The sequence below is a fragment of the Bacillus sp. FSL R5-0712 genome (assembly GCF_038593285.1).
GTDB lineage: Bacteria > Bacillota > Bacilli > Bacillales > Bacillaceae > Bacillus > Bacillus safensis.
In genome coordinates this window covers 3,217,303-3,239,873 of the sequence record NZ_CP151981.1, presented here as the reverse complement: position 1 = coordinate 3,239,873, position 22,571 = coordinate 3,217,303, and the positions used below count along the sequence as shown (strand labels likewise).

At 43.0% G+C, this 22,571-nt stretch carries 24 protein-coding genes and 1 tRNA gene; 21 read left to right on the top strand and 4 right to left on the bottom strand.

Annotated features, from left to right (window positions below; translation table 11 throughout):
- Positions 1 to 74 precede the first annotated feature (74 nt).
- The 17 genes from NSU11_RS16795 to NSU11_RS16715 all read left to right on the top strand — a co-directional run bounded on the left by NSU11_RS16795 (position 75) and on the right by NSU11_RS16715 (position 15,781).
- Complete coding sequence (locus tag NSU11_RS16795) at positions 75 to 1,250, top strand: ATP phosphoribosyltransferase regulatory subunit (protein ID WP_044334248.1); 1,176 nt, start codon at positions 75 to 77, stop codon at positions 1,248 to 1,250.
- Positions 1,243 to 1,887, top strand: coding sequence for an ATP phosphoribosyltransferase (hisG, locus tag NSU11_RS16790; RefSeq protein WP_024427668.1), 645 nt, complete (start codon positions 1,243 to 1,245; stop codon positions 1,885 to 1,887). Before NSU11_RS16795 ends, hisG begins: the two co-directional genes overlap by 8 nt.
- Positions 1,884 to 3,170 (top strand): histidinol dehydrogenase, encoded by a 1,287-nt coding sequence (gene hisD / locus NSU11_RS16785; RefSeq protein WP_024427669.1) that lies wholly within the window; start codon positions 1,884 to 1,886, stop codon positions 3,168 to 3,170. The genes hisG and hisD overlap by 4 nt, the downstream gene beginning before the upstream one ends.
- Positions 3,170 to 3,754, top strand: coding sequence for an imidazoleglycerol-phosphate dehydratase HisB (hisB, locus tag NSU11_RS16780; RefSeq protein ID WP_122631966.1), 585 nt, complete (start codon positions 3,170 to 3,172; stop codon positions 3,752 to 3,754). Before hisD ends, hisB begins: the two co-directional genes overlap by 1 nt.
- A complete protein-coding gene (gene hisH, locus NSU11_RS16775; protein WP_149126246.1) occupies positions 3,754 to 4,392 on the top strand; it encodes an imidazole glycerol phosphate synthase subunit HisH in 639 nt (212 codons plus the stop codon). Before hisB ends, hisH begins: the two co-directional genes overlap by 1 nt.
- A complete protein-coding gene (hisA, locus tag NSU11_RS16770; protein WP_149126247.1) occupies positions 4,389 to 5,126 on the top strand; it encodes a 1-(5-phosphoribosyl)-5-[(5-phosphoribosylamino)methylideneamino]imidazole-4-carboxamide isomerase in 738 nt (245 codons plus the stop codon). The genes hisH and hisA overlap by 4 nt, the downstream gene beginning before the upstream one ends.
- A complete protein-coding gene (gene hisF, locus NSU11_RS16765; RefSeq protein ID WP_024423557.1) occupies positions 5,123 to 5,881 on the top strand; it encodes an imidazole glycerol phosphate synthase subunit HisF in 759 nt (252 codons plus the stop codon). Before hisA ends, hisF begins: the two co-directional genes overlap by 4 nt.
- Positions 5,878 to 6,507 (top strand): bifunctional phosphoribosyl-AMP cyclohydrolase/phosphoribosyl-ATP diphosphatase HisIE, encoded by a 630-nt coding sequence (gene hisIE / locus NSU11_RS16760; protein WP_024423556.1) that lies wholly within the window; start codon positions 5,878 to 5,880, stop codon positions 6,505 to 6,507. The genes hisF and hisIE overlap by 4 nt, the downstream gene beginning before the upstream one ends.
- A 131-nt stretch (positions 6,508 to 6,638) precedes the next feature.
- Entirely contained in the window at positions 6,639 to 8,096 is a 1,458-nt protein-coding gene (locus NSU11_RS16755; RefSeq protein ID WP_024423555.1) for a tetratricopeptide repeat protein, read from the top strand.
- Positions 8,097 to 8,460: 364 nt separating this feature from the next.
- Complete coding sequence (locus NSU11_RS16750; protein WP_098677520.1) at positions 8,461 to 9,849, top strand: C40 family peptidase; 1,389 nt, start codon at positions 8,461 to 8,463, stop codon at positions 9,847 to 9,849.
- Between the two features lie 234 nt (positions 9,850 to 10,083).
- Positions 10,084 to 11,034, top strand: a complete 951-nt coding sequence (gene trxB, locus NSU11_RS16745) for a thioredoxin-disulfide reductase (RefSeq protein ID WP_024427675.1) — start codon at positions 10,084 to 10,086, stop codon at positions 11,032 to 11,034.
- Positions 11,035 to 11,395: 361 nt separating this feature from the next.
- Positions 11,396 to 11,860, top strand: coding sequence for an 8-oxo-dGTP diphosphatase (locus NSU11_RS16740; RefSeq protein ID WP_024423553.1), 465 nt, complete (start codon positions 11,396 to 11,398; stop codon positions 11,858 to 11,860).
- A 39-nt stretch (positions 11,861 to 11,899) separates the two neighbouring features.
- Positions 11,900 to 12,787 carry an RNase adapter RapZ gene (gene rapZ, locus NSU11_RS16735; RefSeq protein WP_024423552.1) on the top strand — a complete coding sequence of 296 codons (888 nt, stop codon included), beginning with the start codon at positions 11,900 to 11,902 and terminating at the stop codon, positions 12,785 to 12,787.
- On the top strand, positions 12,788 to 13,747 hold the full coding sequence (locus NSU11_RS16730) for a YvcK family protein (protein ID WP_024427676.1): 960 nt from the start codon (positions 12,788 to 12,790) through the stop codon (positions 13,745 to 13,747).
- A gap of 17 nt (positions 13,748 to 13,764) precedes the next feature.
- Positions 13,765 to 14,715: a DNA-binding protein WhiA gene (gene whiA / locus NSU11_RS16725; RefSeq protein WP_024423550.1), complete on the top strand. Its 951-nt coding sequence runs from the start codon at positions 13,765 to 13,767 to the stop codon at positions 14,713 to 14,715.
- Between the two features lie 26 nt (positions 14,716 to 14,741).
- Complete coding sequence (locus tag NSU11_RS16720) at positions 14,742 to 14,999, top strand: HPr family phosphocarrier protein (RefSeq protein WP_024423549.1); 258 nt, start codon at positions 14,742 to 14,744, stop codon at positions 14,997 to 14,999.
- A gap of 38 nt (positions 15,000 to 15,037) precedes the next feature.
- Positions 15,038 to 15,781, top strand: coding sequence for an arylamine N-acetyltransferase (locus NSU11_RS16715; RefSeq protein ID WP_024423548.1), 744 nt, complete (start codon positions 15,038 to 15,040; stop codon positions 15,779 to 15,781).
- A 53-nt stretch (positions 15,782 to 15,834) separates the two neighbouring features.
- Here the strand turns inward: NSU11_RS16715 and NSU11_RS16710 are convergent, their stop codons facing one another.
- Positions 15,835 to 16,323, bottom strand: a complete 489-nt coding sequence (locus tag NSU11_RS16710) for a ribonuclease (RefSeq protein ID WP_024423547.1) — start codon at positions 16,321 to 16,323, stop codon at positions 15,835 to 15,837.
- 177 nt (positions 16,324 to 16,500) lie between these two features.
- On the bottom strand, positions 16,501 to 17,478 hold the full coding sequence (locus tag NSU11_RS16705) for a D-glycerate dehydrogenase (protein ID WP_151862869.1): 978 nt from the start codon (positions 17,476 to 17,478) through the stop codon (positions 16,501 to 16,503).
- 553 nt (positions 17,479 to 18,031) lie between these two features.
- Between NSU11_RS16705 and NSU11_RS16700 the strand changes: the two genes are divergently transcribed.
- Positions 18,032 to 18,613, top strand: coding sequence for a carbonic anhydrase (locus tag NSU11_RS16700; protein WP_024423545.1), 582 nt, complete (start codon positions 18,032 to 18,034; stop codon positions 18,611 to 18,613).
- 37 nt (positions 18,614 to 18,650) lie between these two features.
- The gene (locus NSU11_RS16695; protein WP_024423544.1) at positions 18,651 to 20,273 is read left to right on the top strand and encodes a SulP family inorganic anion transporter; all 1,623 of its coding nucleotides are present in this window, start codon (positions 18,651 to 18,653) and stop codon (positions 20,271 to 20,273) included.
- Between the two features lie 26 nt (positions 20,274 to 20,299).
- Here NSU11_RS16695 and NSU11_RS16690 read toward each other — a convergent pair whose 3' ends face one another.
- Positions 20,300 to 20,641, bottom strand: a complete 342-nt coding sequence (locus tag NSU11_RS16690; RefSeq protein ID WP_149126252.1) for a MazG-like family protein — start codon at positions 20,639 to 20,641, stop codon at positions 20,300 to 20,302.
- Positions 20,642 to 20,778: 137 nt separating this feature from the next.
- Between NSU11_RS16690 and NSU11_RS16685 the strand changes: the two genes are divergently transcribed.
- Complete coding sequence (locus NSU11_RS16685; RefSeq protein ID WP_149126253.1) at positions 20,779 to 21,357, top strand: TIGR00730 family Rossman fold protein; 579 nt, start codon at positions 20,779 to 20,781, stop codon at positions 21,355 to 21,357.
- 60 nt (positions 21,358 to 21,417) lie between these two features.
- On the opposite strand, the gene clpP is transcribed toward NSU11_RS16685, so the two are convergent.
- Positions 21,418 to 22,014 carry an ATP-dependent Clp endopeptidase proteolytic subunit ClpP gene (clpP, locus tag NSU11_RS16680; RefSeq protein ID WP_024427684.1) on the bottom strand — a complete coding sequence of 199 codons (597 nt, stop codon included), beginning with the start codon at positions 22,012 to 22,014 and terminating at the stop codon, positions 21,418 to 21,420.
- A 253-nt stretch (positions 22,015 to 22,267) separates the two neighbouring features.
- Between clpP and NSU11_RS16675 the strand changes: the two genes are divergently transcribed.
- Positions 22,268 to 22,343, top strand: a tRNA-Arg gene (locus NSU11_RS16675).
- Positions 22,344 to 22,571 lie beyond the last annotated feature (228 nt).

Sequence of the window (22,571 nt, the reverse complement as noted above, 5' to 3'; positions counted from 1 at the left end):
TAGCATATTATCATATTAGCGAACTAAAGGATTCGGAATTTTTTGTTTTAATGTGTTGGAGGTGCGGAAGAAACATGTTTATGTTTGAGAAACCATATGGAATGCGGGATTCATTACCTGGATTGTATGAGACGAAAAAAAAAGTGAGGCATTCCTTAACAGAGGTCATGACTGGTTGGGGTTTCCGTTTGATGGAGACACCAACGCTTGAATTTTACGATACAGTCGGTGTTCAATCGGCGATTACTGATACACAGCTTTTTAAGCTTCTTGATCAAAACGGGCAAACTCTAGTGCTGAGACCTGATATGACAGGTCCGATTGCAAGGGTGGCGGCTTCTAAGCTTCATGAACAGGCGTATCCGCTTCGTGTTGGGTATGCAGCCAATGTGTTCCGCGCCCAGGAAAGAGAAGGCGGAAGGCCGTCAGAATTTGAGCAGGTCGGAATTGAATTGATTGGTGATGGTTCGATTAGTGCAGATGCTGAAGTCATCGCGCTTGCCGTATTTGCCTTAAAAAATGCCGGGCTAAGGTCCTTCAAAATCGCGATCGGGCATGTCGCTTTAGCAGAAACGTTATTTGTTGATGTACTCGGAAATACAGAGCGTGCAAACGTCCTTCGCCGCTTCTTATATGAAAAGAATTATGTGGGATACCGTCAGCATGTGAAACAATTACCGCTTTCCTCCATCGATAAAACGAGGCTGTTACAGCTTTTAGAGTTAAGAGGCGGCCAAGAGGTTATAGAGCGGGCAGAGGAAATCGTCGTTTCACAAGAAGGAAAAGAGGTGCTCGCACAGTTAAAGTCGCTTTGGGAGACACTTGAAGATTACGGCTGTACAGAATATATCCGTTTAGATTTAAGCATGGTGAGTCATATGAGCTATTATACGGGTATTTTGTTTGAAGTATTTGCAGATCATGTTGGGTCGGTCATCGGAAGCGGCGGGAGATATGATCAATTGCTTGCTCACTTTGATGCACCTGCACCAGCTACAGGGTTCGGACTTCGACTAGACCGTCTTCTTGAAGCGCTCGATGCAAAAGAAATCATTGAGCCGCAGGAGGCTGTGATTTTTAGTAAAGAACAAAGACTGGAAGCCTTTGCTTTTGCAGAAAAGGAGCGGTCAAAAGGGAAAAAGATCGTCCTGCAAGACTTAGCGGGGATTGAAAATATTGACGCGATGACCAAGGCATTTGAACAGGTGACTTATTTTATCGGCGCTAGAAAGGAAGAGCGGAATGGGTAAAGTGTTGACGATGGCGATGCCAAAGGGCCGGATATTTGAAGAAGCAGCAGGGCTGTTAAGACAGGCGGGGTACCAGCTGCCAGAGGAATTCGAGGATTCAAGAAAATTAATCATTGATGTACCAGAAGAAAACCTCCGCTTTATTTTAGCCAAGCCAATGGATGTGACCACCTACGTAGAGCACGGCGTGGCGGATGTTGGCATTGCAGGGAAGGATGTCATGCTCGAAGAAGCTCGTGATGTGTACGAAGTGCTCGATTTAAACATCAGTAAATGTCATTTAGCTGTTGCTGGCTTGCCAGGAGCGAGCTGGGGTGGTGTCGCACCGCGTGTGGCAACAAAGTACCCAAATGTCGCATCGTCCTATTTTAGAGAGCAAGGGGAGCAGGTGGAGATCATTAAGCTGAATGGTTCCATAGAATTAGCACCGCTCATTGGGCTTGCCGATCGCATTGTAGATATTGTCTCTACAGGTCAAACACTAAAAGAAAATGGACTTGTGGAAACGGAACATATTTGTGATATCACGTCACGTTTTATTGTCAATCCTGTGAGCTATAGGATGAAGGATACGGTGATCGATGAAATGGCGCAGCGTCTTGCAAGAATCATTGGAGAAGGGGAGGAATCATCATGAACATCACCTATCTACAAGAAGGTGAGACAGATACTCTCTCACTCAAACGGTCCTTAGATACAGGAACAGAAGAGCAGCGTCAGGCTGTTCAGCGCATTATACAAGAAGTGAGAACAAATGGTGATGAAGCTGTACGGTCTTTTACAAAGCAATTTGACGGTGTGTTGATTGAAGATCCACTTGTCACAGAGGATGAAATGGCAAAAGCCTGCGACCGCTTGGATAAAGAGATGGTTCAGATTATTCAAACGGCTATCAAGCATATTCGCACATACCACGAGCGCCAGCTGACATCCTCTTGGTTTTATCACCAAAAGGACGGCTCAATGCTTGGACAAAAGGTAACACCGCTTGATGCAGTAGGTGTGTATGTCCCCGGCGGAACAGCTGCTTATCCATCATCTGTATTAATGAATGTGATTCCTGCGCTAGTCGCTGGCGTTGAACGAATCGTACTTGTGACACCCCCTGGGAAAGATGGCCGTCTCTCAGACGCTGTACTGGCTGCGGCGAAGGAGCTTGGTATTTCAGAAATGTATAAAATGGGCGGAGCACAGGCGGTTGCTGCACTTGCCTATGGAACGGAAAGCATCAAGCCTGTTGATAAAATCACAGGTCCAGGCAACATTTATGTCGCGCTGGCAAAGAGGGAAGTATTTGGTCAGGTAGACATTGATATGATCGCAGGTCCAAGTGAAATTGCAGTTCTAGCAGACGAAACAGCAGTCGCACATGAGGTAGCGGCGGATTTACTTTCACAGGCAGAGCATGATGCGCTGGCATCTAGTATTTTGGTAACACCGTCTAAGACACTTGCTGAAAGCGTGCAGGCTGAAGTAAGAAAGCAGCTTGATACTTTGCCGAGAAAATCAATCGCAGCAAAATCTATACAAGATCATGGCCGTATTTACGTGACAGAATCAATCGATCGTGCAGTAGACGTCATCAATCAATTAGCACCAGAGCACTTAGAGGTGCTGACAGCATACCCAGAATCACTTCTTGGTCAAATCAAGCATGCTGGGGCAATTTTCTTGGGACGCTATAGTCCAGAGCCGGTGGGCGATTATTTTGCAGGGCCGAATCATGTGCTGCCAACAAACGGAACAGCTCGATTCTCCAGTCCGCTTGGTGTGACTGATTTTCAAAAGAAAACGAGCATTATTTCATATAGTCAAGAAGCCTTTGAAACACACCGGGAAAGCATTGCGGCTTTTGCCAGATTAGAAGGGCTTGAAGCACATGCAAGGTCGATTGAAGCGAGAAAGCGGGAGGAATCGTAATGAGACAGGCGAAAACAGCGAGAAAAACAAATGAAACGAACATTTCATTAACGCTAGAAATTGATGGAGAAGGAAAAGCGGATATTCAAACAGATGTCCCTTTCATGACGCACATGCTTGATTTATTTACGAAGCATGGACACTTTAATTTGACCGTCGATGCGAAAGGAGATACGGATGTTGATGATCACCACACAACAGAAGATATCGGCATTGTACTTGGGCAAATGTTTAAGGAAGCGTTAGGCGATAAAAAAGGGATTAAGCGGTATGGCTCCAGCTTTGTTCCGATGGATGAAACACTTGCCCAGGTCGTGGTCGACTTAAGTAACCGTCCTCATTTGGAAATGAGAGCGGCTTTTCCGAGTCAAAAGGTTGGTACCTTTGATACAGAGCTAGTACATGAGTTTCTGTGGAAATTTGCACTTGAAGCCCGGATCAACCTTCATGTCATTGTTCACTACGGAACCAATACACACCATATGATTGAAGCCATTTTTAAAGCGATGGCACGTGCCTTAGATGAAGCAACAACCATTGATCCACGTGTGAAAGGAATTCCTTCAACAAAGGGGATGCTCTAATGATCGGAGTTATTGATTACGGAATGGGAAATTTGTTCAGCGTATCAAAAGCACTGGAACGAGCAGGTGCCCGCTATATCGTCTCCTCTGATGTGGAGGAGCTGAAAAAAGCAGATGCTTATATATTGCCCGGAGTAGGTTCGTTTCGTGATGCAATGGAGCTGTTAAAAGAGACTGGACTTGAGGCGTTTATTCACCAAGTCGTGCAGGAAGGAAAGCTGTTATTCGGCATTTGCCTTGGCATGCAGCTGTTATTTGAAGAAAGTGAAGAGGCAGGCCTCACAAAAGGATTGGGGCTGTTAAAAGGGCGTGTCGTTCTTTTAAAGGACCGTGATCAGGACGGGCAAAGGCTGAAGGTACCTCATATGGGATGGAATGAGCTCACATTTCATCAGCCCTCCCCATTATTTGACGGTGTACCAGAAGGATTTGCGTACTTTGTTCACTCGTATTATGTGAGCGATATGAATCCAGATGAGCAATTAGCAAGCGCGGACTATGGTGTTCAAGTACCAGCTGTTGTTGGCAAGGGAAATGTGCTTGGAGCACAGTTTCACCCTGAAAAAAGCAGTACAACGGGAATGGCGCTGCTCAAACAATTTATTCAATTAGCAAACGAACAGAGGGTGAGCAAATGAGTGAGTTTACATTATATCCAGCGATTGATATGAGAAATGGCAAATGTGTACGTCTTGTGCAAGGAGATTATGATCAAGAAACCATTTATGGAGATTCACCGCTCGACATGGCCGCGCAATTTGCGAAGGATGGAGCAGCATGGATTCATCTTGTGGATCTAGATGGTGCAAAAGCAGGGAAACGTGTCAATCATGAGCATGTGCTGGCGATTGCTTCTTCTTTAGATGTGAAGGTACAAATCGGCGGCGGTATTCGGACAGAAGAAGACGTTGCCTTTTATTTAAAGAGCGGCGTAGATAGAGTGATTCTCGGCAGCTCAGCTGTATCTAACCCAGCCTTTGTGAAAAAAATGCTGGCGCAATATGGAGAGAAAATCGCAATTGGGATTGATGCGCGAAACGGCTTTGTATCGACTGAAGGATGGCTTGAAACGTCTAAAGTGAAGGCAGAGGAACTCGGCAGGGAATTGGCAAAGGAAGGCGCAGAGGTCTTTATTTTCACCGATATTCAAATGGATGGCATGCTGTCTGGTCCCAATGTAGAAAGCACGGTTCGCTTAGCAGAAGCAACCGGCAAACAAGTGATTGCTTCAGGTGGTGTCAGCGCAGTAGCTGATCTTCAAAAGCTGTCAGCGCAAAAACAGTCTGGTGTGTCTGGTGCGATCGTTGGAAAGGCACTTTACACAAACCAGTTTACTTTAGCAGAAGCATTTGAAGGGCTTGACCGTATATGATGACAAAACGAATCATCCCATGTCTTGATGTGAAGGAAGGTCGTGTTGTCAAAGGGGTGCAATTCCTTGGCTTAAAAGATGCTGGTGATCCGGTTGAATTGGCGCAGATCTATGATGAAGAAGGGGCGGATGAACTCGTCTTTCTTGATATATCTGCTTCTCATGAAGGCCGGAAAACGATGGTGGATGTAGTCAAACAAGTCGCGTCTACGCTTGCGATACCATTTACAGTGGGAGGCGGGATTAACCACCTTGATGACATGAAGCGTATATTAAGAGCGGGTGCAGACAAAGTATCTGTCAACACAGCAGCTGTGTTAAGACCGGAACTGATTTCAGAAGGTGCTGACTTTTTTGGCTCCCAGTGTATCGTTGTTGCAATTGATGCAAAATACGATGAAGAGAAAAAAGCATACATGGTCTATACACACGGAGGACGCCGTCAAACAGATTTAGAGGTCAGCGACTGGGCGAAGGAAGCTGTGCAGAGAGGGGCAGGAGAGATTTTGCTGACAAGTATGGATGCTGATGGTGAAAAGACAGGCTTTGATCATCGATTGACAAAGCTTGTATCAGAGGCGGTCAATGTGCCAGTGATCGCTTCTGGCGGCGCTGGCAATGCTCAGCATATGCTCGAGGCCTTTACAAAAGGAGAAGCTGATGCAGCATTAGCAGCATCTATTTTCCATTATAAAGAAACCTCCATTCAAGAGGTGAAGACATATTTGAGAGAATACGGGGTGAAGGTCAGATGAAACAGGCAAATGAATTAACCTTTAATGAAGCAGGCCTGATTCCTGCGATTGTACAGGATGCTCAAAGTAAGGAAGTATTGACGCTTGCATATATGAATCAAGAATCCTATGAAAAAACGCTGGAGACCGGTGAAACATGGTTTTATAGCCGGTCGAGAAACGAGCTTTGGCACAAAGGCGCCACCTCTGGACATACCCAGCAAGTGATTTCTATTCGATATGACTGTGACAAGGACGCTCTGCTTGTCCTTGTCGCGCCAAGCGGCCCAGCCTGCCATACTGGCAGCTATAGCTGTTTTTCGGAAGAAGGCGTGAAACGCCTGAGCGAAGAGCAGGAACGTTTTGCAATATTAAATGAACTTGAACAGGTCATTGCAAAGCGTCAGGCGGAAATGCCAGAAGGGGCTTATACAACCTATCTATTTGAAAAAGGGGTCGATAAAATCCTGAAAAAGGTAGGGGAAGAGGCGTCTGAGGTGATCATTGCAGCGAAAAATCGGGATCAAGAAGAATTGAAATGGGAAACTGCCGACCTCCTCTATCATCTTCTTGTATTATTACGCGAACAGCAATTGCCGCTTGATGATGTATTAAAGGTATTAAAAAAACGTCATCAAGGTGAATGAAAAGCCGGGGGATATCCCAGGCTTTTTATTTTTAAATGAAAAACAAATCCTTCCTTTCCTTTTGTTCTATGTGACGACTGGTGAAGTATGTTATACTACACACGGTACACTGTTCGAAATGGAGGGTATCGGTGAGTAAATACACTTCTCAAAATAATCACACACAAGTCGTCCAGCTATTTCAAGATGGGCATTACTTTTTTCATAAAGGTCTTAAAGCATATAGAGAAAGAAATCTGTCTAGGGCAAGTAAGCTGATACAGCGGGCCATCGTACTTGAGCCTGAAAATGTAGAAATGCTGTCACAGCTTGCCATTATTTATACTGAAATGGGTCATTACCAGCAATCAAACGAACTGCTTGATTTCATCCTTGAACACATCGATGAAAACATGTCTGAGTGCCACTATTTTAAAGCCAATAATTATGCGAATCTCGGACTGTTTCAAGAGGCATATAAATCAGCTACTGCTTATGCCGCGCTGGAAGAGAACGGGGAATTTGCGGATGAAAATGACGACCTTCTTGACCTGCTCGACATGAGCGACGAAGAGGACGAAGATTTTCCTTATGATCAGGATGACCTGATTGTGAAGCAGGATCAAGCAAACCATTTGCTAGAAAGCGGCAGACTCGATGAAGCCATTGAGATGCTGGAGCAGATGATTGTTGAGTATCCAGAATTTTGGTCGGCGTATAATAATCTCGCTTTGGCCTATTTTTATTCTGGCCGAATCCATCAGGCGAAAGAAATGTTGAACCGGGTCCTTCATGAAAATCCCGGTAATCTGCATGCCCTTTGCAACCAGCTAGTCTTCTACCATTATGAAAAAGAAGAAGAAAAGGTCAATGTGTTAGCAAAGCAATTAACGCACGTGTATCCAATACTAAGTGAACAGCGTTATAAGCTTGGTGCAACATTTGCCCTTGTGGGAGAATTTGAATGGGCCTTTAAATGGCTTTATTCTTTGTACAAAACAGGTTTTCAAGGAGATAGTACATTTTTATACTGGCTTGCAAGCGCAGCCTATCATACAGGCCACAAGACGCTCGCCCAAACGGTTTGGGATAAGATGGTCGAAGAAGATATCGATGCAGATGAAATCAAGCCGTGGCAGGATAAACCTGAGGTGACTGAGCCAATGGTCTCGATTGAGGAACGGCTGACTGCGTACTATGTCAGTAAACAAAAAGGGGAACGTGACGTTCTGCAGTCTGTCCTTGATGCACGCGCAGCGAAAACGGCCTTTGAACAGCAATTCATAGAACTGCTTTTATATGAAGATGAAATGAAAGAAAAGTCTTTTTCAGAAGATGCAGTTTTTGCAAAACAGGCGGCATCTAGTCTGGAGGAAGCGGTTCAGCCTGACAGCCATATGCCTTATTTTTGGTTATTCCATATTATTCAGCAGGCACGTGCTTCTGGTATTGATAAGAAAAATGCACCTGCCTGGGCAGCAGCATCTTATTATCTATGGATGAATGAACAAGAAGCAGCTGTCAGCAAAAAAGATGTTGCGTCCGCTTTTCAGATCAGTGTTCAAACACTGTCTAAATACGAACGCGAGATCTGTACGTTAATCGATTAAATAGGTAAATAGATTCAGAACATCCGAGCATGGCCGAAAAGGTCATGCTTTTTTCTTGGATAAAAAGGTGGGATTTGCAAGGAATTGGCGAAGTATGACAATCACGACATGTTTTTGAAACATAAATGTAATAAAAATATTAGCTCATTTTGTCGATGTCTCATGTATAATGAAACTCGTGGATTAAAATAAAGATAGATATTTAAATATTTTACTATACATAATGAAACACCTAGTGATAGAAACAATCTGGTCAACAACTGACTGAACAATCAGGAAGAAAGACATAGAGAGCACAGATTGATCGCAGAGAATTTGCTGCTTTCTAATGTCGCTTGGGAAATTGTCAAAGGAGGAACTATTCGTGAAAAAGTTTATTACTTTCGGTTTAGCTTCGGTGATCGGAGCGAGCGGTTTATTTATTCCATTTACGCATGAAGCAAACGCACAGAACTTTGAACAAAAGAAACAAGAACTAGACAGCAAGCAATCTGAGGTAAACAAGAATCTTCAAAAGAAAAAAGAAGAGCTTTCAAAGCTTGAAGCAAAACAAGAGGCACTTGCTCAAAAGCTTAAAGATATTGATGAGAAAGCTTTAAAAACAAGTGATCAAATCGAAGAAAAACAAAAAGAAAATGAAAAAACAAAAAAAGAAATCAAAGCACTGAAAAAAGAAATTGCTGATACAGAAAAACGTATTGAAGAAAGAAACGAGTTCTTGAAAAAGCGTGTACGTGCCCTTCAAGAGAGCGGCGGTTCTACGAAATACATAGATGTATTACTAGGAGCAAAAAGCTTTAGCGATTTCATCAGCCGTGCAGGTGCAGTATCTACACTGATCAACGCAGACAGTGAAATCATTAAAGAGCAGGAAAAAGACAAAGCAGAACTTCAAAAGTCTGAAAACGAATTAAACACAAAGCTTGAAAATGTGCAAAACACACTTGCAAAGCTTGAAACGCTTCAATCAGACTTGAATAAACAGCTTGATGAAAAAGACAAGCTATTCAAGCAAGTGAAAAAGCAAAAAGGAAGTGCTTTTTCTGAAATCAGCGAGTTAAACAGTGAGGCTAACAGCATTGCATCTGAAAAAGACGCAACAATCGCTGCACAAAAACAAGCTGAAAAAGAAGCAAGAGAAGCAGCTCAAAAAGCAAAAGAAGAAAAAGCGCAAAGACAACAGCAGCAGCGTCAAGCTAGTGTCCAAGCGGAAGACAACAGCTCAAATAACGATAGCAGCCCGTCTTCAAGTAATAGTGGATCACCTTCTAATGACAACAATAACAGCAACAGCAGTGCACCAAGCAAGAAGCCATCTTCTGGCGGTGGATCACCTGTCAGCAGTAACGTAGGCGGAATTGAAGGTGCAATCAGCACAGGTTCTACGATTGTTGGACAATCTCCATATAAATGGGGCGGCGGCAGATCACAAGCCGATATTGACGCACGTCGTTTTGACTGTTCTTCATTCGTTCGCTGGGCATTTGCATCAGCAGGCATCAACCTTGGACCAGTTGGCGGTACAACAACAGATACGCTTGTAGGTAAAGGAAGAGCTGTAAGTGCATCTGACATGAAACGCGGAGACCTTGTGTTCTTTGATACGTATAAAGTAAATGGACACGTTGGTATTTACTTAGGAAACGGTTCATTCTTGAACGATAACAGCTCTCGCGGTGTTTCAGTTGACTCAATGAACAACGTATACTGGAAAAAAGCTTTCAATGGCGTTGTAAGAAGAGTCGTTGAATAAATCATTACTTTTTATATAACCGTAAACAGGCTTCCTTAAACAGCAGTTTAAGGAAGCTTTTTCTTTTTTTGAAGATATGAGCAAATGATTCGCTTATTCCCCGCAGATTTAATAGGATATGGGTAAGGAATAAAAGCTAAGAGTGGAAATGATGCTATCTGTCATGAATGGAAGCATCACCCAAGGGCATTCTAATAAGAAATGCGAGCAGCAATTGAAGAGGGAGTGACAGTTGTGTCAGAAGAAAAAATCTACGATACGATCATCATTGGAGCGGGTCCTGCCGGAATGACAGCCGCTGTTTATACATCACGGGGAAATCTTTCAACATTAATGATTGAAAGAGGAATTCCAGGCGGACAAATGGCGAATACGGAAGATGTCGAGAACTATCCTGGCTTTGAAAGTATTTTAGGGCCGGAACTTTCAAATAAAATGTTTGAGCATGCGAAGAAATTCGGTGCAGAGTATGCATATGGCGATATTAAAGAAATCGTGAACGGTGAAGAATATAAAATCGTTAAAGCCGGCTCAAAAGAATATAAAGGACGCTCTGTCATTATCGCGGCAGGGGCTGAATACAAAAAAATCGGTGCACCAGGTGAAAAAGAACTTGGCGGCCGCGGCGTATCATATTGTGCAGTATGTGACGGGGCTTTCTTTAAAAACAAAGAGCTTGTCGTCATCGGCGGCGGTGATTCTGCGGTAGAAGAGGGTGTGTATCTCACACGCTTCGCTTCTAAAGTAACGATTATCCATAGACGCGATAAACTTCGTGCACAAAGCATTTTACAAGCACGTGCCTTTGATAATGAAAAAATTGACTTCAAGTGGAACAAAACCGTCAAACAGATCAATGAAGAAAACGGGAAAGTCGGCAGTGTGACATTGGTTGATACGGTGACTGGTGAAGAAGAAGACTTTAAAACAGACGGTGCCTTTATCTATATCGGCATGCTGCCACTGTCTAAACCATTTGAAAATCTCGGCATTACAAATAAAGAAGGCTACATCGAGACAAACGAAAGAATGGAAACAAGAGTGGAAGGTATTTTTGCCGCTGGTGACATTCGAGAAAAAACACTTCGTCAAATTGTGACAGCAACAGGTGACGGAAGTATTGCAGCACAAAGCGCACAGCATTATGTAGAAGAGCTTGCTGAAAAACTCAAAGCAACGAAATAAAAGGCTGTCGTAAATCCTTAATATAGCGTCATGGGCTTTTAACTGGAATGTAACACGGGTGAAATAATTTTCCGTTATGATGAAACTAGTAATTGACCCCCTTTTATAAGGAATACATGTTTGGCACGGATGTGAATGAATCCGTGTCCTTTTTTTTGCCTAAAATCAGAAATTCACGAGATGTTCACAAATGACGCATGGAGAACCGTTAGATGCTGTAAAATAAAGAGTAGAGAAATTGCCCGTTACACGATTCAAACGAAAACCGGTCTGTTTTCGGGGAAGAACGGGCATGTTCATTGTGGGAGTCAGGTTGAACCTGTATAATAAGTTAAAGACATAAAAGAGTAGGTGACAGCTGATGCAACGAGTAACGAATTGTGTGCTGCATCACGAAGATCAAGTTCTCTTGCTGCAAAAGCCAAGACGGGGCTGGTGGGTAGCACCGGGCGGCAAAATGGAAAGCGGAGAATCGGTCAAGGATTCAGTCGTTCGAGAATATAGAGAAGAAACAGGTATTTATATTTTAAATCCGCAGCTGAAAGGTGTTTTTACCTTTATCATAAAAGAAGGCGATCAAATCGTTCAAGAGTGGATGATGTTCACCTTTATGGCAGATTCATTTACCGGAAAAAACGTAACAGAGTCAGAGGAAGGTATTTTAAAGTGGCATGACGTAAAGGATGTGCCTCATTTGCCGATGGCCCCAGGAGATTCCCATATTCTTGATTTCATGCTTAAAGGAAAAGGACTTCTGCACGGCACTTTTACGTATACACCCGATTTTGAGCTGATTGCTTATCGGTTAGATCCTCAGGGAGAATAATACATGAACCGTTTTCATAAAGAAGGAGAGGAAGCAGGCATGAATACACACAAACAAGAAGATATTCAGCTTGTGATTATTACAGGAATGTCAGGTGCGGGGAAAACCGTCGCCATTCAAAGCTTTGAAGATTTAGGCTACTTTTGTGTTGATAACCTGCCGCCATCACTTTTACCGAAGTTCCTAGAGCTCATGAAGGAATCGAATTCCAAGATGAGCAAGGTCGCTCTTGTGATGGATTTACGCGGACGCGAATTTTTTGACAGCTTAATTGCCGCGTTAGATGAAATGAGTGATCTTGACTGGATCACGCCAAGGATTCTATTTTTAGATGCAAATGATAAGGTACTTGTCTCAAGATACAAAGAAACGAGACGTTCGCATCCCCTTGCGACAACAGGTTTGCCGCTTGAAGGAATTGCAATGGAGCGCGAGCTGTTAGAGGAGTTAAAAGGCCGGTCTCAAATGATTTTTGATACATCGGATTTAAAACCAAAACAGCTGCGAGAAAAAATTGTCACGCACTTTGCCACGAATCAAGGGCAGGTGTTTACAGTAAACGTGATGTCCTTTGGCTTTAAATACGGTCTGCCGATTGATGCTGATCTTGTCTTTGACGTGAGATTCCTGCCGAATCCTTACTATATTGAGAGCATGCGTCCACAGACTGGAAACGATGAAGAAGTGCGCTCCTATGTGATGAAATGGACTGAAACACAAAAATTCACAGAGAAATTAATCGATCTCCTCAGCTTTATGCTTCCGTCCTATAAACGAGAAGGAAAAAGCCAGCTTGTGATTGCCATCGGCTGTACAGGCGGACAGCATCGATCTGTGACACTGGCCAACTATTTATCGGAGTATTTTAAAAACGATTACTATACACATGTCACTCACCGGGACATTGAAAAGAGAAGCAGAAAATAGATGACGACACTACCAAAGGTGGTCATTCTTGGCGGCGGCACTGGCTTATCTGTTTTGCTCAGAGGGCTTAAAACGAAGCCGGTGGACATTACCGCTATAGTAACGGTTGCTGACGACGGAGGCAGCTCAGGCAGACTGCGGCATGATTTGAATATTCCCCCTCCAGGTGATATTCGAAATGTCCTTGCGGCTCTCTCTGATGTTGAACCGCTTGTAGAAGATTTATTTCAGCACCGTTTTAACAAAGGGAATGACTTAACAGGCCACTCACTCGGCAACCTCATTCTTGCGGCCATGACAAATATAACCGGTGATTTTTTTCATGCCGTCACTGAAATGAGCAAGGTTTTAAATGTGAGAGGAAAAGTATTGCCAGCAGCGAACTCAAGTGTTGTTCTTCATGCGGAATTAGAAAATGGGCAAATGGTGACAGGAGAATCGAAAATTCCTACCTATGGTAAGCGAATTAAACGAGTGTTCCTCACACCCGATACGATTGAACCGCTGCCAGAATCCATTCAAGTCATTCGTGAGGCGGATTTAATCGTCATTGGGCCTGGCAGCCTGTATACGAGTATTTTGCCAAACTTGCTTGTCCCGCATATTGGAGAAGAAGTGATTCGCTCTAAGGCGAAAAAAGTGTATATATGCAATGTCATGACGCAGCCGGGGGAAACGCTTTCCTACAGTGCAGCTGATCATGTGCAGGCATTAAATGATCATATGGATCGTCCATTTATCGATACGATTTTTGTGAACAATAAAGAAATTCCAGAAGAAATCAAAGCAAAATATGCAGAAGAACAGGCACAGCCTGTCCAATTCGACACAGATGCACTAAAAGCAATGGGACTAGAAGTGATTCCTGGAGAAATCATTACATATGACCAGCATGTCATTCGTCATGACACGCTGAAAGTAGCCTCGCTGCTTGTCGATCTGCTGCAACAGAAAAAATAGGAATGGGGGTGGCAAGGATGTCATTTGCATCCGAAACAAAAAAAGAGCTGACTAATCTGGACGTGAAGGACTGCTGCACAAAAGCAGAGCTTTCTGCCCTCATCCGTATGAACGGTTCATTATCTTTCTCTAATCGAAAATTGATTTTAGATATACAGACAGAGAACGCAGCCATTGCAAGACGGATTTATACGCTGCTCAAAAAGAAATACGATGTGACAGTCGAACTGCTCGTCCGTAAAAAAATGAGATTGAAAAAGAATAACGTGTATATTGTCAGACTGGTAGAACGAGCGAAAACCATTTTAGAGGATTTAAAAATATTAGGTGAGCAATTTGTATTTGAGCGCAATATTTCAGAAGAACTTGTGAAGAAAAGATGCTGCAAGCGCTCCTATATGAGAGGTGCTTTTTTAGCAGGCGGTTCTGTGAATAACCCAGAAACGTCCTCCTATCACCTTGAGATTTTTTCACTATATAAAGAACATAATGATGCCCTTTGTGAGCTGATGAATCAATTTCATCTCAATAGTAAAACACTTGAGCGCAAAAAAGGGTACATTACGTACATGAAGGAAGCAGAAAAAATCACGGAATTCTTAAGCGTTGTGGGTGCTCATAACTCACTGCTTCGCTTTGAAGATGTGCGGATCGTCCGAGATATGCGGAACTCCGTCAACCGGCTCGTCAATTGTGAAACAGCAAACTTGAATAAAACGATAGGTGCATCACTGCGTCAGGTCGAGAACATTCAATTCATTGATGAAAAAATTGGGCTTGATGCCCTGCCGGAAAAGCTTCGTGAAATTGCCAAACTGCGAGTCGACTATCAAGAGGTCACGCTGAAGGAACTTGGAGAAATGGTGGAAAGCGGCAAGATCAGCAAGTCAGGGATTAACCACCGTTTAAGAAAGCTAGATCAAATCGCAGAACAATTACGAAACGGACAAGCTGTTACACTCAAATAGGAGAATGAAAAAGGGAGGCAGATCATATGGTGGAAAAAACGGTCACCATCCAGCTGAAAACAGGCTTGCAGGCACGTCCAGCTGCTTTGTTCGTACAAGAAGCCAATCGCTTTGGTGCTGATATTTTTCTAGAGAAAGATGGGAAAAAAGTCAATGCGAAAAGCATTATGGGTCTCATGAGTCTTGCGATCAGCTCTGGGGTTACTGTCACACTGATTGCAGATGGTGCAGATGAACAAGAAGCCATTGAGGCGTTAACAGATTTTATCAATCAAGAAAACTGAGTCTCTTCAAAGGCTCAGTTTTTTTAGGAGGGAATGTCATGATTCAATCAGCTTTTTTACAGAAGGTCGGATATGAAGGCCAGTCCATCACCTTTAAAGACTTGCCTGTATTATTAAAAAAAATGGCCTATACCTTTCCATTCGAAAATAGATCTGTTTTGAACAAACAATCCTACGCTTTGAATCAAGAAGGATTGAAGCAGCATCTTCTTGAAGAAAACAGAGGAGGTCTTTGTTACGATCTCAATCCTCTCTTATACTATGTGTTAAAAGAGGCAGGGCTCTCTGTACAGCTTCTTCAAGGCACAGTGTATAACAAAGAAGCGGATACGTGGGCAATTGATGGCACGCACGTAGCCATCATGTTGAAGCATCACAACGAACGCTTCCTCATTGATGCGGGATTTGGTGTGAATTTACCTCTTCAGCCTGTGCCTTTTACAGGAGATTGGGTGGAAGGAGCGTCAATGAGGTTTCGCGTCAAAGCTGAGGAAACCGAAAAAGGGACACATCTGTTCCAATTAGATAAGGGAGATGGCGCTGAAACAGGCTATGCTTTCACATTGAACGAGGTGGACGAGTCTGTATTAGCCCAAATGAGACACGAGATTTATGAAAATGAATCCTCTCCATTTAACAAAAGACCGCTTGCGTCAAAGCTCACGCCAACAGGACGTGTGATCGTTACTGAGGATCATGTCACCACACATGAACACGAAGAAGTGTCGAAAAAGCCGCTGCCGCTTCCTTTTGAGGATTACGTAAAAAAGCTTATACCGTAAACCACCATAAGAAAAGACAGCCCCAGATCAAATAGGGCTGTCTTTTTTATTGATTATCGAATACGTGTGAAAGTCGCATAATGGTCTGTTGTTTTGTAAATGAGCCAGTCGCTTGAATACACAAGACGGTCTGCATTGCGGAAGCCTGAAACGTAGTTGATGTCTGCCTCACGCCATGTTCGGCCGCTTGCTGAAGGAAGACGTCCCTCCCGGTTTGAGAAAATATCTCCACCAATGCTTTTACCTGGCGCCACCTCTGCTAGATTTCCCTTAGATGCCACCCATCCGAGAGCACTTGCTTGTGATTTCGTAATGTAGTTATCAGGCAGTCGTTTGTAGCGAATTAAATAATCTGCTACACCATCAAACGTATTAATGACGGCAAGGGTGCGCACATCTGGCGTGAGCTGAATAGAAGCAGTTTCAGTTGTGGCTGTTGGTGTAAGAGGTGTTTCTGCATGAGCTTGCTGCGGGACAAATCCAGAAAACAGAATAGCAGCGATCAGAGCGAACATAGTAAAAACCGAACTCAATCTTTTCATCTTCATCCTCCTATTAAGGAAATCGGATGCCGTCCACTTGATGCTTGTCTAGCTCATATTATAGCACCCGAACATGAAGGAAATGTAAAGAATCAGGATCTTTGCTAAAATGAGTCTTTTCTCCTGATGTCTACTGAAGAAATAAATAAAAAGACGCAGTTTCTGCGTCTTTTCAGTTCAAGATGAAGCAAGCTCCTTCACAACATCAACAGGCGCCTTCCCATCTATTCCATGAATCACATTATGAATGGCTCGTTTCAGCATGAGATCCCTTGTTGTTTCAGTAGCGGAACCGATGTGAGGAGCTAGGGTGACATTGTTCATCTCTTTGAAAGGATGATCCTCTTGAAGCGGTTCCTGCTCATACACATCAAGACCAGCACCTTTGATCCATCCCTCCTGAAGTGCTTGAATGAGGCTTTTTTCATCCACTGTTTTCCCGCGGGAAATGTTTACAAATAAAGCCGTTTGCTTCATTAACTTCAATTCTCGTTCCCCAATCATATGATATGTTTCCTCGGTCAGCGGTGTAATCAACACGATGATATCAGCTTGTTTTAAAAGATCATCAAGTGCACAATAGACAGCGCCATACGCCGATTCAGCCTTTTCATTCCGGCTTCGGTTATGATAAAGAACGTTCATATCAAAACCATGTGCTGCCCGTTTGGCCACTTGTTCTCCGATACGTCCCATGCCAATAATACCGAGCGTTTGGTGATGGACGTCGATGCCAAAGATCTCTTCTTCCTGTACGAATTTCGTCCATTTTCCTTCACGGATAAAACGGTCAAGCTCGGCGATTCTTCGTGCAGAGGAGAGAATGAGCGAAAAGGCAAGGTCAGCCACGGTATGATCGAGCGTATAAGGAGTATGCGTACCAATCACGCCTCTTTGCCTCATCGCTTCTATATCAAAATTGTCATAGCCGACAGAGTTATTGCTCACCACCTTGAGTTTTGGTGCGTGATCTAACAGCTCTTGATCGATTTTTGTTCCAGACGTTAAAAGACCATCAGCGTGCTGCAGCTTCTCAAACAACATGTCTCTTGGAATAGGGTCTTTGGATTGCCAAACCTCGTATGTACAATGTTCCTTTAGCATTTCCTCAAAAGAGGCAGGCAAGGGTTTGGCGACAAAAATGTGTGGTGTCACAGTCAATTCGCTCCTTTCACTTGGTCATCTTACTCCTTTTATTATAAAGCAACGATTTCGGCAGAACACGTTTGAATGTTAGCAGCTCAATATTTAATATACTGAAATAACGGTAAAGAAAGACGTTTTCTTAGTGAAAAAGTAGATTCTTATGCCATCTGATGCATTTTTTATCTATATAAAAATAAGCTGATAGTAGATGAGACATGTGAAATTGCAAAAATTTACGAGAGATTATCTGACAAACTGGAAAATAGATCGAGACTTTTTGATAGAAAATTTATTATATTTGAAATGTATTAAACGGGATGATCATTTTCTACTAAACCATTTTATTGTCTTTTGGTGTGATGAGAACAATAGATTGAAAACAAACCCGCGAAGCCGTTGGGATGCAGCGTAAAATAGAGAAAATGATGATATTTCTTCTCATCGTTTTCTCATTTTTTTCTTTTTTTTCTATCATTTTTCTTCTCTATTCTTGAGAACACAAGAAAGAAAAGGAGGACAGACACGAGCTTACGTTACTTAAAAAAAGATGGGAGATGGCAAAATGGAGTCAAAATTAGAACAGATTCTTCAGCACAATTCAGAGTTTGTGAATGAGAGACATTATGAGCCTTACAAAGCGGGTAAATTTCCTGAGAAAAAACTGGTTATTTTAACGTGCATGGATACCCGTCTTTTGGAATTATTGCCGCAATCTATGGGTCTGCGCAATGGGGATGCAAAAATCATTAAGAATGCAGGCGCCATCGTGACACATCCGTTCGGCAGTGTGATGCGGAGTATCCTGCTAGCTATCTATGAACTAAAGGCAGAGGAAGTATGCATTGTAGGGCATCATGAATGCGGAATGGCAGGTCTTGCGGCGGACCCTTTACTTGAAAAGGCGAAAGCACGCGGAATCGAAGAGAAATGCTTAAGCATTGTGAAAAACTCAGGAGTTGATTTAAAGGGCTGGCTGACAGGCTTTGATTCAGTTGAAGAAAGCGTGGCCCAAAGTGTGAAATTAGTGAAAGAGCATCCACTGATGCCAAGTGATGTGGCAGTTCATGGACTGGTGATTCACCCAGCGACAGGAAAGCTGGATGTCGTAGTGAAAGACAAACAAATTGACCCACAGTATACCTAAATCATCTACACATACTTGAAGGAGGCCAACACATACCATGCGTTTTTATGGAAGATTTGAAGGGTACAATTCATCAAAGTTTAGACGCGATTTAATCGCTGGGCTTGTCGTGGGCGTTGTGGCAATTCCTTTAGGCATGGCATTTGCCATTGCATCTGGTGTCGGACCAGAATATGGATTATACACAGTCATCGTTGCCGGCATTTTGATTTCATTGTTTGGTGGTTCAAAGTATCAGATCGGCGGGCCGACCGGGGCGTTTGTTCCAATTTTATTCGGGATCGTCAGCCAGTACGGTATTGAAAACTTGCTCATTGCCGGTTTTATGGCAGGCTGTATGCTTGTATTATTCGGAATATTCAAACTAGGAAAGCTCATGAAATTTATTCCTCGTCCGGTTATCATCGGTTTTACTGCTGGCATTGCTGTCATTATTTTTTCAGGACAGATTGCCAACTTCCTCGGATTAAAGGGTGTTGAAAAACATGAAAGCTTTTTCCTCAATATGAGAGAAATCGTGGTCCATCTTGGTACCACAAACAGTCTCGCCATTATCACAGCCGTCATCGGGCTCATCGTGATTTTGGCGGCACAAAAATACATTCCCAAAATACCTGGTGCTCTATTAGGTTTATTGGCTTCTACGTTTCTAGCCGTTCTCTTTTTTCAAGGACAAGTTGAAACGATTGGCTCTGCATATGGTGAAATCCCTCGTCAGCTGCCAACCTTCGCTTTTCCTGAATTGACGATTGAAAAAATGATATACCTCCTGCCTCCAGCAATTGTCATTGCGCTTTTAGGCGGCGTGGAATCGATTTTGTCCGCAATGGTCGCTGATAATATGAAAGGCTCTAAGCATGACAGCAATAAAGAGCTTGTGGGGCAAGGAATTGCCAATATGGCGGCACCGCTTTTCGGAGGAATTCCAGCGACGGGAGCTATTGCCCGAACGGCCACGAACATAAAAAATGGCGGGGCAAGTCCGATTTCTGGTGTGGTGCATGGCGTTGTCGTCTTGCTGATCTTAATGGTATTTGCGCCGTATGCGTCGATGATTCCACTTGCTGCTATGGCACCGATTTTAATGTTTGTTGCTTGGAATATGAGTGAGAGAAAAGAGTTTATCAATATTTTGAAAGTGAAAAATGCTGATTCGCTTGTACTGGTCGTGACTTTCCTGCTCACAGTGATCGGTGATTTGATTATTGGCGTCACTGCTGGTCTCATTTTAGCGTTTATCGCCTTTATCAAAAAAATGAGCCAGACGACCAATATCCATACAAATGTCGCCGTTCCTCAAATGGAAACAGCAGCTGCTTTAGAAAAACAGACAGAGGAGAAAGGGATCAGTATGTATTCCATTGAAGGGCCGCTCTTTTTCGGCACAACAGATTCATTAGAAAATTCGATATTGGATCATGTTCAAACAAAACCGAAAACGCTCATTCTGCTTATGAATAAAGTCAATTACATGGACACATCGGCAGAAGCGGTTCTCATGAATATCTCCAATCGGTTAAAGCATCATAATGGAAAGCTGATGATCGTTGGACTTCAATCACAGCCTAAGGAGCTTTTGCATCGAACGGGACTATTCCATCATATCGGAAAACAGCATTTCTTTGAACGAACGGATGACATTTCACCACAGCATCTTTAAGGCGTAAAAAACACGTGACAGCTTGGTCACGTGTTTTTTACTGGCTCTTTTTCTCCAGAAAAACGCTTTGTGAGTTTTTGTTGATGAGCGCTGAAGACCTCTTCTACTGTGACATCATATTGATCCGCTAAAATGAGGAGATTTGCTAAAACATCTCCCATTTCTTCAATGAGTTCTTTCTTCAGCTCAGATGATTCCTGTCTCTGCTCATCAGGCCGGTCTCGTCCGATTTCTATTGCTCTAACAGCTCGAGCGAGTTCTCCCGTTTCTTCCATTAAGAAGCCTAACCGGATAAACGGTCCATATTCTGTCCAATTTCTCGTTTGATAAAAATTTTTGATCCACTTCTCCATCTCAGTTGTTTGCATTCTCTCTATACAGCTCCTTATATGGTGTTCACTCTTTTGATTTTACACTATATATAGAAGAAACGGCTGTTTCTTTACAAATCATTATAGTAGAATGAGTGGGTGAAGAAATCATAGAGAGAGATGGGGCTGTTTTGATGAAAACGATTTGTGTGTTTGCTGGTTCGAATCCAGGTGTAAATGATGTCTATAAACAAAAGGCTGTAGAGCTGGGTGCTTATATGGCGAAGCAGGGCATTCGTCTTGTTTACGGCGGATCGCGTATTGGGTTAATGGGCGCAATTGCCGATGAGGTCATGAGACATGGCGGGCAAGTGATCGGGGTCATGCCTAAGGGACTTTTTAGAGGAGAAGTCGTGCATCAAGAGCTGACAGAGCTAATTGAGGTAACAGGCATGCATGAACGAAAAGCAAAAATGAGCGAGCTGGCCGATGGGTTTATTGCGATGCCAGGCGGCTTTGGTACATATGAAGAATTATTTGAGGTGCTGTGCTGGGCACAAATCGGCATCCATCAAAAGCCGATTGGATTGTATCAAGTAAATGATTACTTCAACCCGCTCATAGACATGGTGAAATTTAGTATACAAGAAGGTTTTTCGAATGAATCACACCTTCAATTGTTACATGCTTCGAGTGAACCGGAGGAATTAATCACGCAGATGACTTCTTATCAAACACCGTCTCTTCAGCAGAAATGGACGGAGCTGTCTTAAAGTATATGTCAATGACAAAAAACCGTCTGTTCAAGGAACAGACGGTTTGTGTTGTGATCATTATTTTTGGTCTTCTGTATTACGGGTCAAGACTTTGTCAATGAGTCCGTATTGAAGTGCTTCTTCCGCTGTTTTGAAGTTGTCACGATCTGTATCGCGCTCAATGACTTCAATTGGCTGACCAGTACGTTCAGCAAGTACTTGGTTCAGTTTATCGCGTAAAGAAAGGATTCGTTTTGCCGCAATTTCAATTTCTGTTGCTTGACCTTGGGCACCACCGAGTGGTTGGTGAATCATGACTTCACTGTTTGGAAGAGCATAACGCTTACCTTTTTCTCCAGCAGCAAGCAGGAACGCACCCATAGATGCAGCCATACCAATGCAAATAGTTGATACCTTTGGTTTAATAAATTGCATCGTATCGTAAATGGCCATACCAGCTGTGATTGAACCGCCAGGGCTGTTAATGTAGATAGAAATATCTTTTTCTGGATCTTCAGCTTCTAAGAAAAGCAACTGTGACACGATGGAGTTGGCAACATTGTCATCGATCGCAGAACCAAGCATGATAATACGGTCTTTTAAAAGACGAGAATAAATGTCGTAAGCTCTTTCCCCACGATTTGTTTGCTCAATGACTGTAGGTATTAAATTCATAATGTTCCTCCTTCACCTTTTAGGTAAGTATGTAATTCAATGATACATTTTTGGTCAATAAAGGTCAAACAAAACGCTGACCTAAATTCAAATACCCCTATCCATTTTCCCCAAAATCATTCCACTTCAAACCATCATATTAGTGTATGAATACAAAGTAAGAAAATACATCATCATGACGAATGATTAATCATTGCTTTCTTGCAGCATTTCCCTTATAATTTGATTTGCTGACGTTCAAAAAACATATCGTGCGCTCGTAGCTCAGTTGGATAGAGCGGTGGTTTCCGGTACCACGTCTGCCGGGGGTTCGAATCCCTCCGAGCGCGTATCTGACCTTGCTTACGATGTTAAAGGTCTGTCATGAACCCCTCTTCATATGGAGAGGGGTTTTTTGTGTTCATTCGGGTTTATCGTTCACTAGGGTGAGGGAAGTGAAAAAATGATCTGGTTGCAAGCCAGCAACATCTATCCGAATATAATAAAATAACCCCCATTCTTAACATAAGAGTGGGGGTTATTGCTATAAAGGAGTTATCTGCCTTTCTGGCCTTTCC

Coding starts and splice junctions, on each gene's coding strand:
- NSU11_RS16795 (WP_044334248.1), top strand. CDS start 75: ATGTTTATGTTTGAGAAACCATATGGAATGCGGGATTCATTACCTGGA.
- hisG (WP_024427668.1), top strand. CDS start 1,243: ATGGGTAAAGTGTTGACGATGGCGATGCCAAAGGGCCGGATATTTGAA.
- hisD (WP_024427669.1), top strand. CDS start 1,884: ATGAACATCACCTATCTACAAGAAGGTGAGACAGATACTCTCTCACTC.
- hisB (WP_122631966.1), top strand. CDS start 3,170: ATGAGACAGGCGAAAACAGCGAGAAAAACAAATGAAACGAACATTTCA.
- hisH (WP_149126246.1), top strand. CDS start 3,754: ATGATCGGAGTTATTGATTACGGAATGGGAAATTTGTTCAGCGTATCA.
- hisA (WP_149126247.1), top strand. CDS start 4,389: ATGAGTGAGTTTACATTATATCCAGCGATTGATATGAGAAATGGCAAA.
- hisF (WP_024423557.1), top strand. CDS start 5,123: ATGATGACAAAACGAATCATCCCATGTCTTGATGTGAAGGAAGGTCGT.
- hisIE (WP_024423556.1), top strand. CDS start 5,878: ATGAAACAGGCAAATGAATTAACCTTTAATGAAGCAGGCCTGATTCCT.
- NSU11_RS16740 (WP_024423553.1), top strand. CDS start 11,396: ATGCAACGAGTAACGAATTGTGTGCTGCATCACGAAGATCAAGTTCTC.
- rapZ (WP_024423552.1), top strand. CDS start 11,900: ATGAATACACACAAACAAGAAGATATTCAGCTTGTGATTATTACAGGA.
- NSU11_RS16730 (WP_024427676.1), top strand. CDS start 12,788: ATGACGACACTACCAAAGGTGGTCATTCTTGGCGGCGGCACTGGCTTA.
- whiA (WP_024423550.1), top strand. CDS start 13,765: ATGTCATTTGCATCCGAAACAAAAAAAGAGCTGACTAATCTGGACGTG.
- NSU11_RS16720 (WP_024423549.1), top strand. CDS start 14,742: ATGGTGGAAAAAACGGTCACCATCCAGCTGAAAACAGGCTTGCAGGCA.
- NSU11_RS16715 (WP_024423548.1), top strand. CDS start 15,038: ATGATTCAATCAGCTTTTTTACAGAAGGTCGGATATGAAGGCCAGTCC.
- NSU11_RS16710 (WP_024423547.1), bottom strand. CDS start 16,323: ATGAAAAGATTGAGTTCGGTTTTTACTATGTTCGCTCTGATCGCTGCT.
- NSU11_RS16700 (WP_024423545.1), top strand. CDS start 18,032: ATGGAGTCAAAATTAGAACAGATTCTTCAGCACAATTCAGAGTTTGTG.
- NSU11_RS16695 (WP_024423544.1), top strand. CDS start 18,651: ATGCGTTTTTATGGAAGATTTGAAGGGTACAATTCATCAAAGTTTAGA.
- NSU11_RS16690 (WP_149126252.1), bottom strand. CDS start 20,641: ATGCAAACAACTGAGATGGAGAAGTGGATCAAAAATTTTTATCAAACG.
- NSU11_RS16685 (WP_149126253.1), top strand. CDS start 20,779: ATGAAAACGATTTGTGTGTTTGCTGGTTCGAATCCAGGTGTAAATGAT.
- clpP (WP_024427684.1), bottom strand. CDS start 22,014: ATGAATTTAATACCTACAGTCATTGAGCAAACAAATCGTGGGGAAAGA.